This is a genomic window from Leifsonia sp. Ger2509 (genome assembly GCF_055231915.1).
Genome location: NZ_JBUYVB010000003.1, coordinates 2,852,618 through 2,864,919 on the forward strand (window position 1 = coordinate 2,852,618; position 12,302 = coordinate 2,864,919).

The 12,302-nt window shown below is 63.5% G+C and carries 14 protein-coding genes; 5 read left to right on the forward strand and 9 right to left on the reverse strand.

The window, feature by feature from the left end:
- Positions 1–9: 9 nt before the first annotated feature.
- From ACV7NN_RS13790 to ACV7NN_RS13800, 3 genes are all read left to right on the forward strand, one after another.
- Complete coding sequence (locus ACV7NN_RS13790) at positions 10–2,397, forward strand: 3-keto-alpha-glucoside-1,2-lyase-like domain-containing protein (RefSeq protein ID WP_463350143.1); 2,388 nt, start codon at positions 10–12, stop codon at positions 2,395–2,397.
- 113 nt (positions 2,398–2,510) lie between these two features.
- A complete protein-coding gene (locus tag ACV7NN_RS13795) occupies positions 2,511–2,798 on the forward strand; it encodes an epoxide hydrolase N-terminal domain-containing protein (RefSeq protein ID WP_463350144.1) in 288 nt (95 codons plus the stop codon).
- An 89-nt stretch (positions 2,799–2,887) separates the two neighbouring features.
- A complete protein-coding gene (locus ACV7NN_RS13800) occupies positions 2,888–3,823 on the forward strand; it encodes an NAD-dependent epimerase/dehydratase family protein (RefSeq protein ID WP_463350145.1) in 936 nt (311 codons plus the stop codon).
- Positions 3,824–3,836: 13 nt separating this feature from the next.
- Here the strand turns inward: ACV7NN_RS13800 and ACV7NN_RS13805 are convergent, their stop codons facing one another.
- The 3 genes from ACV7NN_RS13805 to ACV7NN_RS13815 form a co-directional block, all read right to left on the reverse strand.
- Positions 3,837–4,445 (reverse strand): dihydrofolate reductase family protein, encoded by a 609-nt coding sequence (locus tag ACV7NN_RS13805; protein WP_463350146.1) that lies wholly within the window; start codon positions 4,443–4,445, stop codon positions 3,837–3,839.
- A gap of 141 nt (positions 4,446–4,586) precedes the next feature.
- Positions 4,587–5,552: an LCP family protein gene (locus ACV7NN_RS13810; RefSeq protein ID WP_463350147.1), complete on the reverse strand. Its 966-nt coding sequence runs from the start codon at positions 5,550–5,552 to the stop codon at positions 4,587–4,589.
- 406 nt (positions 5,553–5,958) lie between these two features.
- Positions 5,959–6,453 (reverse strand): Lrp/AsnC family transcriptional regulator, encoded by a 495-nt coding sequence (locus tag ACV7NN_RS13815; protein WP_463350148.1) that lies wholly within the window; start codon positions 6,451–6,453, stop codon positions 5,959–5,961.
- A 170-nt stretch (positions 6,454–6,623) separates the two neighbouring features.
- Here ACV7NN_RS13815 and ACV7NN_RS13820 point away from each other — a divergent pair, with 170 nt between their 5' ends.
- Together ACV7NN_RS13820 and ACV7NN_RS13825 are read left to right on the forward strand one after the other, a co-directional pair.
- On the forward strand, positions 6,624–6,758 hold the full coding sequence (locus ACV7NN_RS13820) for a CGNR zinc finger domain-containing protein (protein ID WP_463350149.1): 135 nt from the start codon (positions 6,624–6,626) through the stop codon (positions 6,756–6,758).
- Positions 6,759–6,836: 78 nt separating this feature from the next.
- Positions 6,837–7,463 (forward strand): TMEM175 family protein, encoded by a 627-nt coding sequence (locus ACV7NN_RS13825; RefSeq protein WP_463350150.1) that lies wholly within the window; start codon positions 6,837–6,839, stop codon positions 7,461–7,463.
- A 30-nt stretch (positions 7,464–7,493) separates the two neighbouring features.
- Here ACV7NN_RS13825 and ACV7NN_RS13830 read toward each other — a convergent pair whose 3' ends face one another.
- From ACV7NN_RS13830 to ACV7NN_RS13855, 6 genes are all read right to left on the reverse strand, one after another.
- Positions 7,494–7,817, reverse strand: coding sequence for a hypothetical protein (locus ACV7NN_RS13830; protein WP_463350151.1), 324 nt, complete (start codon positions 7,815–7,817; stop codon positions 7,494–7,496).
- Between the two features lie 293 nt (positions 7,818–8,110).
- Complete coding sequence (locus tag ACV7NN_RS13835; RefSeq protein ID WP_463350152.1) at positions 8,111–8,581, reverse strand: DUF2000 domain-containing protein; 471 nt, start codon at positions 8,579–8,581, stop codon at positions 8,111–8,113.
- A gap of 161 nt (positions 8,582–8,742) precedes the next feature.
- Positions 8,743–9,018 carry a hypothetical protein gene (locus ACV7NN_RS13840; protein ID WP_463350153.1) on the reverse strand — a complete coding sequence of 92 codons (276 nt, stop codon included), beginning with the start codon at positions 9,016–9,018 and terminating at the stop codon, positions 8,743–8,745.
- A gap of 174 nt (positions 9,019–9,192) precedes the next feature.
- Entirely contained in the window at positions 9,193–9,546 is a 354-nt protein-coding gene (locus ACV7NN_RS13845; protein ID WP_463350154.1) for a hypothetical protein, read from the reverse strand.
- An 87-nt stretch (positions 9,547–9,633) separates the two neighbouring features.
- Positions 9,634–10,680 carry an IS110 family RNA-guided transposase gene (locus tag ACV7NN_RS13850; protein WP_463350155.1) on the reverse strand — a complete coding sequence of 349 codons (1,047 nt, stop codon included), beginning with the start codon at positions 10,678–10,680 and terminating at the stop codon, positions 9,634–9,636.
- A gap of 918 nt (positions 10,681–11,598) precedes the next feature.
- The gene (locus tag ACV7NN_RS13855; RefSeq protein WP_463350156.1) at positions 11,599–12,273 is read right to left on the reverse strand and encodes a flavin reductase family protein; all 675 of its coding nucleotides are present in this window, start codon (positions 12,271–12,273) and stop codon (positions 11,599–11,601) included.
- Positions 12,274–12,302 lie beyond the last annotated feature (29 nt).

Genomic DNA, 12,302 nt, shown 5'->3' on the forward strand with positions numbered 1-12,302 from the left:
GTCAACACAATGAGAACTTCCACCCATCCGCACCGTCGAACGCTGCTCCCCGGAGCAGCGCTGATCGCGATACTGCTCCTGTTGCAGGTCGTGTTCACCGCATCCCCCGCATCCGCATCGCCCGGCACCGTTGTGGCGGCGCCGAGCTCAGGAACGGGCGTTGAGAACAACGACTACCCACGCATCATCAGGTTGGCGGCGAGCGCGGATACCAGCAGGCGCGGCGACTTGCTCGTGATGTACAGCGTGAATGACACCGGCGTTCGAACGCATTCGGTGATCAAACGCAGCACCGACAACGGTGCGACATGGACCGCTATCAGCACCCTGTACTCGCCGACGACTGGCTGGGGAATCTACTTCGGCTCGATGTACGAGCTGCCCGTTGCCAGCGGTGGCTTTGCAGCCGGCACGATCGTCGCAGCCGGCAACGCCTGGGACAACGTCAACTGGGGATACCAGGAAGTGCAGACGTTCGTGAGCACCGACTACGGAGTGACCTGGACCCAGCGCGGCAACTGCGCGACGAAGTCTGGCAGCCCGAGCGGGGTCGCCACGGGGCTGTGGGAGCCGGAGATCATCCTCAATGCCGACGGTAAGCTGGCCTGCCATTTCTCGGATGAGCGCCTGCGCGCTTCGGGCTACTACCAAAAGCTGGTTATGGTGACTTCCTCGGACGGTGGCGGGACATGGGGCAATCAGGTGGATACTGTTGCGATCGGCGACAGCAACTCGCGCCCTGGCATGCCGGTGGTTCGCAAGCTCGGCAACGGCACCTACGCCATGGCGTACGAGCTGTGCAAGGACGCGATCGGCAACGCCGATCAGACCTGTCGGGTGTACCTCAAATCGTCTACCGACGGCGCATCCTGGGGTACGGCGTCGAGTCTAGGGACGCTCATCCAGACCGCCGACGGGCGCCAGCTTCTTCACACTCCTGGACTCACCTGGACACCCGGAGGCGGCGCCAACGGCACACTGATCGCCACCGGCCAGCGAGTCGTGACTGGCTTGGATGGCGCTACGACCGTCGTGAAGCCGGAGACGGGCCGGGTTGTGTTCACGAACACGAACAACGGCGTCGGCAACTGGCAGATCGTTTCGGCTCCGGTCACCATCGACCCGACCGGGGACTACAACAACGGGGCGGGTAAGCAGTGCGCAAACTACAGCCCGAGCATGGTTCCCACTGCGTCGGGCACGGCCGTGATGATGGTCACGCCACGTTACGTCAGCGGGTCGACCACGCGCTGCGACGTGCGGTTCGGCGTCGGCCCCATCGGGGCGCTGCCACTGTATGCGCCGTTCGACTCCGGCAACGATATGGGGTGGGCGACATACGGCGGTTCGTGGTCGGTGAGCGGCGGCGTCTACTCGCAGGTCGGCACATCATCCGGCCCGAAGTCCCTCGTCGGGTCGACTGGCTGGACGGATGTCACCATTACCACCGACCTGCGGCTAGACAGCTCTGGCCAGGCGGGTGTGCTGCTTCGCACAACCAACCCGGACGTCGGAGCGGACAGTCACGCTGGCTATTACGTCGGCATCGAGACGCTCGGCAACGTGTTCATCGGACGGCAGAACTACAACTGGACCGGGCTAACATCTTCCGCCGTTTCAGGCGGGGTCTCGACGGGAGTCTGGTACCACCTGCAGGCGACGATTGTCGGTTGCACTATCACGGCGGTCCTGAAACGGGACGACTCGACGGCGACGACCACGGTCTCGACGACGGACGCCGGGTGTCTGGCTGCCGGGCAGGCAGGGGTCCGGAGCCATCTCACCTCAGCGTCGTTCCGGAACTTCCAGGTCACACCTGCCGCGGCATCCACCGCCTCGACATACAGCGACAGCTGGGCGTCGGGGGCATCGACAGGGTGGACCACATACGGCGGCACATGGTCGACCCTCGGGGCGACCGGAACGCAGAGCCAGACCGGTACCGGCACAAATGGGCCCAAGCAGACATCGCCCGCATCAGGGGACAACTACACAGTGTCATCTGACGTCAAGATGACCAGCCTCACTGCACCGAATGGAAACGGGGGTGTGATGGCGCGGGTGAGTTCGCCGGGTACCGGTCCCGACCTCTACAACGGATACTTCGTCGGAGTTGATGGCACGTCCTCGCAATTGTCCCTCGGCAAGGCGAACACAACCACCTGGACGCCGTTAGCGAACACGACAGTTCCGGGTGGGGTTGCGCTCAACGCTTGGTACCACGTGACTCTCCGTGCAACCGGCTGCACAATCTCGGCGACCGGGCAATCGACGGCGTCATGGGACCAAGCGATGGTCTCCGTGACCGACGTTGGATGCCCAACGACCGGTGCTGCGGGCATCCGCGGGATGATTGCAGCCACGGATTTCAAGGAGTTTGCCGTCACGAAGGGCTGACAGACGCGGGGCGCGCCGGTCGTTCGAGTCGGCCGCCGCGCCCCGTCCCTCAATTGAGTCGCGCGGCCGCCTCAAGTTCTGCCCTGTGAACAGATGTCCAGGAGGAGAAGTCAATGACCGCATCGAAGCCCGCACCGTCCACACTTGTCCGCCCATTCACCATCGCGATCTCCGACTCCGAGATTGAGGACTTGAAGCAGCGACTGGCGAGAACTCGGTGGCCGAATCCGGAAACTGTCGCGGACTGGTCGCAAGGCGTGCGCTTGAAGAATGCCAGGTCGCTGATCGACTACTGGGAGCGAGAATACGACTGGCGACGATTCGAGCGAGAGCTAATCCTCGGCGTCGGTGACGCTGCCGAGCATCCGGTACGCGATCGAGAACATCAGGGAACGAAGTGACTCGGCTTCGCCCGCGAGATCCATGTTCGCAGTCTGTCACAAGCAGGCAGGGTCACCCGTCGAAGGGGATAACAGATAGGAGCAACAACATGAAGGTATTCATCGCGGGCGCAACGGGAGCCGTCGGGTCCCGGCTCGTCCCCCTCTTCGTCGCCGCAGGTCACGAGGTCACCGGCACTTCCCGCTCTCTCGAGGGAGCGCGCCCGATCGATGCTGCGGGAGGTCACGGCGTCGTCATGGATGGTCGGGATGTGGACTCCATCCGCCGAGGCGTGCTCGATGCCCAGCCGGACATCATCGTTCACGAGCTCACGGCACTCGCGGGCAGCATGAGCCTCAAGAGATTCGATGCATCCTTCACGGTCACCAATGAGTTGCGTACGCGCGCCACGGATGCCCTGCTCGCCGCCGGGCAGGAGGCCGGAACAAGCCGCTTCATCGTGCAGAGCTTCACCGGATGGACGAACGAGCACGCCGGCGCCCGAGTAAAGTCGGAGCTGGATCCACTCGACCCGAATCCCGCGGCGGCGTCACGCCAAACCCTCGCCGCGATCGCCCACACCGAAACGGTGACGTTGGCAGATGGAGGACTCGTCCTTCGCTACGGAGTGTTGTACGGCCCCGCGCAGTCGCTCGGCACGGGTGGGGAGATGCTCGAACTCGTTCGCAAAGGCCGGATGCCCATCGTTGGCGGTGGTGCCGGGGTCTGGTCGTTTTGCCATATAGACGACGCTGCCTCGGCAACTTTCGCAGCCGCAACGCGAGGGACAGCCGGCCTCTACAACATCGTCGACGACGATCCGGCCGCCGTCGCGGAGTGGCTACCGGAACTCGCCCGCGCCGTAGGCGGGAGGAAGCCGATGCGCATACCCGCTTGGGTGGCCCGTCCGCTGGTCGGCGAGTTCGGCGTGCGGTGGATGACGACAGCGCGCGGCTCGTCGAATGCGAAGGCGAAGGCCTCACTTGGATGGGCCCCGCGCTTCGCAAGCTGGCGCGAGGGGTTTCGGACTGGCCTCGGCGACTAATGTGCCGCGGTTGCTACGTGATCGCTCGACGGTAACGGATATGCGTCACGAGCGGTGAGTGCAGCACCTCGGCGGGCTCGAAATCGAAGGTCTCCACGCCGTCGAACAACCGCTCTCCGCTGCCGAGGAGCACGGGTGCGATGTCGAGGGTGAGTTCATCGATCACCCCGGCGGAGAGTGCTTGCCGAACTGTCGACGCGCCACCGGCGATGTCGACGCCGTTGCCGTCGGCGGCATCGAGCGCCCGAGCGTAGGCAGCGTCGAAGCCCTCGGTGACGAAATGGAATGTCGTTCCGCCCTCCATCTCGATCGGCTCGTGCGCGTAGTGAGTGAGCACGAAGACGGGCGCATGGTAAGGCGGTTCGGGTCCCCACCATCCGTCCCAGGCGTCGCGCCACTCACCGCGGATGGGCCCGAACATGTTTCGCCCCATCACGTAGGCGCCGCGTGGGCGCATCAGCCAGTCGCTGGCTGTCGTGTCGGCTTCGGTGGAGCGTGGGTCACCCAGATGCCAGCGGTGCAGTTCCATGCCCCCATGGCCTAGTGGATTCTCCAGGCTTTGGTCCGGACCGGCGACGAACCCGTCGAGCGAGATCGACATATGGCAGGTGGTGTTCGACATCTGCGTCTCCTAGGCGGTGGCTCTAGTCAGTTTCACGGCGAAGCGAATCACGGTGCTCGGCCTTGCGACCTGGCCCCCGCATCGGGTTCTATCGTGCTTCATCCTGCCGGCCTGGGCAACCGTCTGGCACCTGATGCCGCGTCAGTGGGCGGCGACGAATGCTCCGAGCGCATCATGCGCCAGCGCCGCCCGCAGCGCCGGGAGCGAGGACTGATCGAGATTGACGATCGACTGTCCGTCGGCCGAGGTCCCTGTGCCGGCGGTCGGCATCGTGAAGGTGTGGATGCTGGAGGCGCCGGCCAGTCTCATGCTCGCCGCGAGCCCGAGGATGGTCGGCAGATCGAATTGCGGGTCCACACTGAGGTAGGACCCCATCGCACCGACGAACGAGCTGACTGCTTCCGGATTGGCGAGGGTGGAACGGCTCATCAGCTTGCCAGTGATGGCCCGCACGAGAGCCTGCTGGTTCGCTACGCGCTGGTAGTCGGCCGTAGGGAACGCGTAGCGCTCGCGGGCGAAAGCCAGGGCCTCGGTCCCGTTGAGATGGTTGAGCCCCTTCCTGAAGGTGAGGTGTGGCGATTTGACCGTCGTGAACGCCACCGGACTGTCCACATCCACACCGCCGAGCGCGTCTGTCATGGCCTTGAGCCCCTGGAAGTCGATGATGGCGACGTGGTCGATCCTGGTACCCAGCAGTTGCTCCACGGTCTGAATGGTCAGCGGAGTTCCGCCCCACGCGAGGGCGGCGTTGATCTTCGCGGTACCGTTGCCGGGGATCGGCACCCACAGATCGCGCATGATCGACATCACGTAGACGTTCTTCCGGTCGGCATCGATGTGCACGAGCATCATCGTGTCGGATCGCTGGTTGGAGACACCGGTCGCTCCTACCGTCGTCGGATCGCCGCGCGAGTCCGAACCCAGCAGCAGGATGTTCATCGCGTTCGTGGGCAGCGGGACCGGCCGCGTCGTTGCGGGAGGAAATGCATCCTGAATGTGCGTCACCGTGGAGTCGAACCTCGTGACGACGCTCCCCGCATAGAACAGTCCGGTGCCGACGATCGCACCGACGGTCAGCACGAGGACGCCGATCAGGGAACCGATCACGAGGAACAGCATTGGATGCCGGCGGTGCTTCCGAACGCCGGTGCGGCGGGAGCCGGCTACCCGACGGGTTCCCGGTCCCGCGCTGCCCGAGCGGGGATGCGCGTGTCCAGCGTGTGCAGTCATGATGGCCGTTTCCAGCACACGCAACCGGTGCTTTGTTCGGCTCCATCGAAGGGTGGAGCTTTAGTGAGAATTCCTCACCTAATACAAACTGTACGCTCAATCGGACGAAATGTCCTCATTAATGAGGACACCGTTTGTACCCCGCTTGATCCCCAGTTCGAAGGAGTCATCACCACCACGACTTGGTGTTGTCGCCGGAGCGTTCAGCGACGCACACCGTAGATCCCGCTGATCGAGAGGTTGTTCGAACCACGCGGGCGATGGGGCTACCGGAACTCGGTCTTCAGTTCGCTTTGCGTGCTCGAGGGGGGTGATTGGCTTGGGGTGGGTCGACGTGGCTGGATTGAACGTGCTCGAAGACCAGGGTGGTTTGCACGTCGGCTACTTCTTCCCGAGCGGTGAGCTGGTCGATCACAAAGGCGTAGACGGCTTCGACGTCTGGCACGGCGAGGTGGATGAGGAAGTCGTGGGTTCCCGAGATAACGAACAGACCAATCGTTTCAGGCAGGGAGGAAGCGAACTCGCGGAAACCTTCGATGTTGGGCCTGGACGGTGGCCGCACCCGGACGGAGATCAGGGCTTGAACGGAACGGCCGACCGCGTCGAGGTCGACTGCGGCATGGAAGCCGGTGATGACCCCACGTTCTCGGAGGTGGCGGATTCGCTCAAGCGAGGTTGTCGGGGAGACGCCGGCCTTTGCGGCGAGGTCGCGGTTGGTTTGCCGCGCATCGTCCTGCAACTCGCGCAAGAGGGCACGATCCACCGAATCAAACTCCACAAACGCCTTCTTTCTCCTTATGACGTGCGCCAATCTATCGCGTGTACGGAACGTATTCACAGTTGCGGTGTCGCGATGGCGGCGATGAGACCACGGTTTCCGGTTTTGAGGCCTCGCGATCAATAATGGGTAGATTTGCTCCGTGAGCATTAGATCTTGTCGACACGCTGATGCGTGCGCTCAATCCCGCCGTTGATTTGCTGAACGGCAAAGCGGAGAACAACCGGCGGATCTGGTGTACATCGAACATCTGCGGAAACCGTATCCGTGTCGCCCGACACCAGCACCACCACCGCACGAGCTGAAACGGCGCGGCTGATGCATCCAGGACACGTGCACCGCTGTGAGAGCCGTGATGGAACGCGGACGCGAAGGAGGCCCTAATGGCCAGGATGAGGCCGAGTACTGGCTCCCGGCTCTCCGCTTACACCGACGCCGTGTTCGCGGTGATTATCACGATCATGGTCCTCGAACTCCACCCTCCGGCGTCCCCGACGTTCACCGCGCTCCTCGCGTTGTGGCCCACGGTGATCAGCTACGTCGTCAGCTATGTGTTCATCGCGATCATCTGGATCAACCACCACTACCTGATGGGTTACGTGAAGACGCCGACGTTGCGATTGGTCTGGGTGAACTTCGGGCACCTGTTCTTCGTGTCGCTGCTGCCGTTCGCTACGGCCTGGATCGCGCGCACCAGCCTCGCCCCGGTCCCGGTGATCGTCTACGCCATCCTGTTCATGGTCACTGACGGCTTCTACAACCTCTTCGAACGCGAGATCCTGCGCACCTCGGCCGAGTTCACCCCTGCCGAATACCGGGAAGTGCGGCGCCGCTCCCTGATCGCTTTCGGCCTGTTCGCCGTCGCCGCGGGACTGGCCTTCGTTCAACCCTGGGCCGGCTTCGGGTTCATCTGCCTCGCACTCGTCCTGCACCTGCAACCCGACGCCGCACCCTGGAACCGCCACAGACCCCATGACTACGCCGAACCCGCGGCCGAACCCGACGAGTAGCACCAGAACCGCCGAGCGTTCGCTCCGGGCTCAGCGGGGCTGTCGGAGCTCAACCCGGAACCCTAAATTCGTCAGCACTTTCACTGCACCGGATTTGCCGCCCTCGAAATCCGTGGACGCCAACTTCTCCCCGGTCGCCAGTTCATACGCGGCGCCGAGAATCGCTTTCGGCGGATATGTTTGCCCGTCCCGCACGAGGTCGTATGTGGTCGTTGGGGCGAACCCGAACCGGTGAAAGAACGCGTCCGCGCCCATCCGCTCGTATTCGCCGATCGCCTGCTCGACGTCGGTGGCCGACACGTTTGTCCACTGAATGGGACGCATCATTGCACTCTCCTTTTCACGCCCGCCCATCGGGGGTTTGTTGGTTTGGGTATCAAGCCGATACTCGCATCAGCACACCAGCTCCGATGGCAGTGGCCGGGTGAGGAGCAACCGGTGAAGGAGGGGCAGCTGCAACGCGACACCCCGCTCGGTGACAAAGCCCGCGTGCAAACCAGGCATGTTTGCGACTGTAGTTCGTACTGAGCCGCGGCGGCAAGATCGATGCGTTCAACGCCGACACCGAACTGCCGAACCAGGCCAAGGCTCGGAAAAACTCGGCTGGCCGAAAACCACACGAATTAGTCGCTCCGAATCGATATCGGTCATGGCATCAAGACGAGTCGACTGACGATCTTGTCGACCGGATTACGTGGGCCCACCAAGCTCACCGCCAAGTACGTGACCTCATTCGGGTCGCTGGTACGCATCACATCGAGATACTCGTCATAGACGCGGGTCTGCTGGGCCGCATCCGGCATATCGGCTACGAAGAAGTCCTCTCGGCTATGCGCCTTCGCGCGAATGGTCAGCAGCTTGTCGTTGTCGGCGACCAGGACGGTGCATCCCGCCCATGGCAGCCCTGGGTGGGCCACACCGGCCTCATCCACTGCCGCAGCACCAAGAAGACCACCTACCGCATCTGACGTCGCGGCCGCGACACAGACCGCAGCATTCACTGCCCGACCGGCCGGGATCGCCTCGTTGACCACGACAACCCATTTCAACCGTGCCGATCGGGTCGGCGCTGAGGTGTCGATCTCTTCGGGGTCGAATCCAATTGTGCTCGCGGCCATATTATCCTCGTGCTCCCGTAATCATTCGTCCGTAGGTTCACGGAAATTCTAGAGGTAGCAACCCTCATTGCACGACACGGGCGTACGTTGTACGGCATCTAGGCGAAATTACTCGATTAATGCGCGCAAACGGCACGCATTTCCGAAGCCTGTGGGTTTGCTTAGAGCTGCGCCCCCTGCAACTCGGCCGCTCCGCCATCGATCCGAGTGAGATTGACGAACGGGACCCAGGCAGCCTCGGCGGTGAGCGCAGCCAGCAATCCGATCGGGGTGTTCGGATCAGCGGCGATCGCCCACCCCTCCATCACGTACTCGCTGACCGCCTCCACACACTCCTGCTTCTCCGCCGCAGTCGGGTTCAATGAGCCCTCCACCCCGAGAAGTCCGCCGTGCAGTTCCGGCGCCTTGGTTCCTGTGTCGATGATGAATACCCGCATCCCAATCACTCCCTGGCCGATCGACCCTTCTATGGGCCGGTGTCAAATTGGTCTGCCGTGCCGGCGTGATACGTGTGGGGAGCGGAGGGAACGGAGCTGGTGGAACTCGCTATGATCGGCTGTCGGATCGGAAAGAAGACCTAGAAAGACCGCACGCCGGAGGCGCGTTCCGGGTTAGCGCGAGAAGACGCTGGCCGATGCTGCAGCCAACGCCACCAGCCCAGCAACCGCAGCGATCGTCGGACGTTTCCACCCGGGTATCCACGGCGGTAGGACGACGGCTAGGAACGTCACGAGGAAAACACCGAACAGCAGCGGGATTGTGGCAGTGATGCTGATCCGCAGGTCTGTCGGGGTGGACGGGTAATGGCAGGTGTTGAAGCCGCACCACGTAAACCCGGCCAGCCCCGTCAGGCAGACGTCGATGATCAGGGCGACGGGAATTGATGCCCAGAGCCAATACGCGTATTGACGGCGTTCACGGCGCGCGCTCTGGGCGTCTGCTTCCTCGGCGGAGCTGGTGGTCATCGACTTCCCCCTGAGGACGCAGCCTAGCGGTGAAGCGGCAAGCAACTCGTGTGCGACCTGACGGAGGATCCTGCCCGCTGGCCTGGGTTAGGCCATGACCGCGCTTAGGTGACGGAACAGCTGCCGGGCGATATAACGCTTCAGGCTGCGGCGGATCTCGCGTTTGCTCTTGCCCTCCGCCAACCGTCTGGCCAGATAGTCGCGGGTGGCGGGGTCGCAACTCGACCGGACACGAGCGATGACATCCAAGGCCCGGTTCAGCTGCCGATCACCGTGTCGGTTCAGCCGATGCCTGGTCGTGTTCCCGCTCGAGGCCTCCAGCGGTGACGCCCCGGCCAGCGCGGCGAACGCCGCCTCGCTGCGGACACGCCCCTGATGCGAATAGGCGGTGACCAGGATGGCTCCAGTGACGGCGCCGACTCCGAGAAGCTGCTGCAACCCGGGCGCAAGCTGCTGAACGTGACCGGCCAACGCAGCATGGTTCTCCGCCAGTTGAAAAGTGAGGGCTTGGACCGAGACCGCGAGGCGACGCGCTTCCTGCCGAATGGTCACCATCGCGGCATCATCGGAGGACCGGTGACGCCAGCCGGCGACTTCGCGGACCTGAGTGTCGGTAAGCGGCTTGCGGACGTCCATGCCAAGGTCAAAGCTGCGCAACAGAGCGGTCAACGCGTTCCGCTCCTCGGTTCGCCGGCTGTCCATCGCCTGCCGGGCGACCAGCAACACTCGCAGCGCCGCGCGCAGCCCGTCCGATCGCGGGGTCGTGAGCCGTTCGACCTCGGACGCAAGCGCGGTCCGGGCTGCTGCAATGGCGTCGATCTCGTCCGACTTGCCGCGGCGGGCGCGAGCCGCCCGCTTCGGCGGTCGGACGTCGCACACGTCGACGCCAGCGGCAATCAGCGCTCGCCTGAGGTTGGACCCATAGGAACTGGCGCCCTCGATCGCGACGAGGACGCGCCCCTGAGCGCGCCGCCGCATCCAAGCCAGTGCTCGGCTCAGGCCGTTCGCTGTCGTCGGAAAGGTCGCCGTGTCGAGTCGCCGTCCGGTTCCTGCTTCCAGCACGGCATAAGTGTGTGTTCGTGCGTGCGTGTCAACGCCGACGACGTGGTCATAGTGATCAGCCACGGAGCTCACTTCGATGGTCCCTTCCGATTGGCGAACAATGCAGTTCGTCGGTCTGGAGACGTTTCGAGGCGGAACTCTAATGAGTCACACAAGCCGGTTACCCGGCCGCGGACGACCTTCTATAAGCCATCGGAACAGACAAACCGACGCCAGTTCGACACGCGGACAGATCGATCGAAAGGCACCCAAGGGGCCATTTTTGAGTTGAGTCACGCGACGCCGAACTGGACGTCAGTCTGCCAGCCGGTCCCAGACCAACCGGTCTCATTAGAGTTTTGAGTGCCTTTCCGGCGAGTGATCGAGAGCGAGCGGGAGGGGCGCAGTGCCGGGATGTGGAATACCGCAGTGGAGCGCAGGGGAGGGAGGATATGCCGCGAAAGTCCGGGAGGGAGCTACGATCGGGCGGCGGAAGGACACCAACACCCCGGCAAGCACAGCGCCGCTCGCGGCTCCAGCAATGGTGCAACCAGGGCTAGATCAATGCGCCGCGGCCGAGCAATTCGAAGGCCCTTCCACTTAAGTGCCTGCGTGCATTAGCTCTTTCGCTACCTTCTTTTATTAGCTCTTTCGCTACCTTCTTTTCGTTCGTTCTCCCTCTCTCTTGTCTTTAGCTTTCTCGTTCCGCCGCTCCTCATGTCTGCTGCACGAATCGGTGACATCTGATCTGGCTCCCGGGAGGGTCGGCCTGAAGGATGGCACTGTGCCCAAGCCTTATCCGAGTGAGCGTGACGACGTCGTCGCGTGCGCGTCGTGAGGAAATGCGAACCTGGAGTGGCGATCGAGCAGAGCGGGACAGGCTTCGGAGTCCACTCGATGACTTTGCAGAAGTTGTCGCAGCGTGCCGCGGTCGATGACGGGCGACCTCGACACCCTTCCCGATCGACGGAGGCATCGACATCGCTGCCGCGGCAAACGGGATCCTGTCCGTCAGGCTGATTGCGCGCGGTTCTTCACTGCCGAACCTTCGAGCCCGGCGAGCAGTCTCGCATCGCCGGGGATGACCATCTCGAACGCCGACTCGACCGAGGTGTACTCGAAGTAGCCCATCCGGGCGATCGGGCGGATCCGCACAACGTCGAGCCGTCCGTCCTCGGTGAGGGCGTCGTCATCGATGTGGACGCCTACCACCCGCGCGAAGACAACGTCGACAGTGCCCTGATTTCCGCCTCCGGGCAACCGGACGGTGTTCAGATACTCGCACTCGAACCGCACCGGCGACCCCGCGACCATCGGCACATCGACGCGCGTGGCCATTTCCTTCTGCAACCCCGCACGGTGGAATTCATCCACCTCGATCGGCAGTTCCTCGCCCGAGATGTTGACCGCCTCGCGCTGCGCCCACGTCGCCATGTTCCAAACGAACTGGCCTGTCTGCTCGACGTTGACCACCGTATCCTTGCGGCGAGCATCGGTGGTCTGGTTCGCCGAGAACAGCACCATTGGTGGGTCGAAGCTGACGTTGGTGAACTGACTGAACGGTGCCAGATTGTCGACCCCGTCGCGGCTACGCGTTGAGATCCAGCCGATGGGGCGTGGCACGACACACGACTTGAACGGGTCACGCGGAAGGCCGTGCGGGGTCACTCCGGGCTCGTAATACATGGGCTCCTTCGAAGCGCGCGTCGTGCTCT

What these genes read in the sequence shown, in the direction of transcription:
- ACV7NN_RS13840 (WP_463350153.1), bottom strand. Translation starts at nt 9,018, where the DNA reads ATGCGGGTATTCATCATCGACACAGGAACCAAGGCGCCGGAACTGCAC.
- ACV7NN_RS13845 (WP_463350154.1), bottom strand. Translation starts at nt 9,546, where the DNA reads ATGACCACCAGCTCCGCCGAGGAAGCAGACGCCCAGAGCGCGCGCCGT.
- ACV7NN_RS13855 (WP_463350156.1), bottom strand. Translation starts at nt 12,273, where the DNA reads ATGTATTACGAGCCCGGAGTGACCCCGCACGGCCTTCCGCGTGACCCG.
- ACV7NN_RS13820 (WP_463350149.1), top strand. Translation starts at nt 6,624, where the DNA reads ATGCGTGCGCTCAATCCCGCCGTTGATTTGCTGAACGGCAAAGCGGAG.
- ACV7NN_RS13835 (WP_463350152.1), bottom strand. Translation starts at nt 8,581, where the DNA reads ATGGCCGCGAGCACAATTGGATTCGACCCCGAAGAGATCGACACCTCA.
- ACV7NN_RS13805 (WP_463350146.1), bottom strand. Translation starts at nt 4,445, where the DNA reads ATGTCGAACACCACCTGCCATATGTCGATCTCGCTCGACGGGTTCGTC.
- ACV7NN_RS13800 (WP_463350145.1), top strand. Translation starts at nt 2,888, where the DNA reads ATGAAGGTATTCATCGCGGGCGCAACGGGAGCCGTCGGGTCCCGGCTC.
- ACV7NN_RS13825 (WP_463350150.1), top strand. Translation starts at nt 6,837, where the DNA reads ATGGCCAGGATGAGGCCGAGTACTGGCTCCCGGCTCTCCGCTTACACC.
- ACV7NN_RS13795 (WP_463350144.1), top strand. Translation starts at nt 2,511, where the DNA reads ATGACCGCATCGAAGCCCGCACCGTCCACACTTGTCCGCCCATTCACC.
- ACV7NN_RS13830 (WP_463350151.1), bottom strand. Translation starts at nt 7,817, where the DNA reads ATGGGCGGGCGTGAAAAGGAGAGTGCAATGATGCGTCCCATTCAGTGG.
- ACV7NN_RS13790 (WP_463350143.1), top strand. Translation starts at nt 10, where the DNA reads ATGAGAACTTCCACCCATCCGCACCGTCGAACGCTGCTCCCCGGAGCA.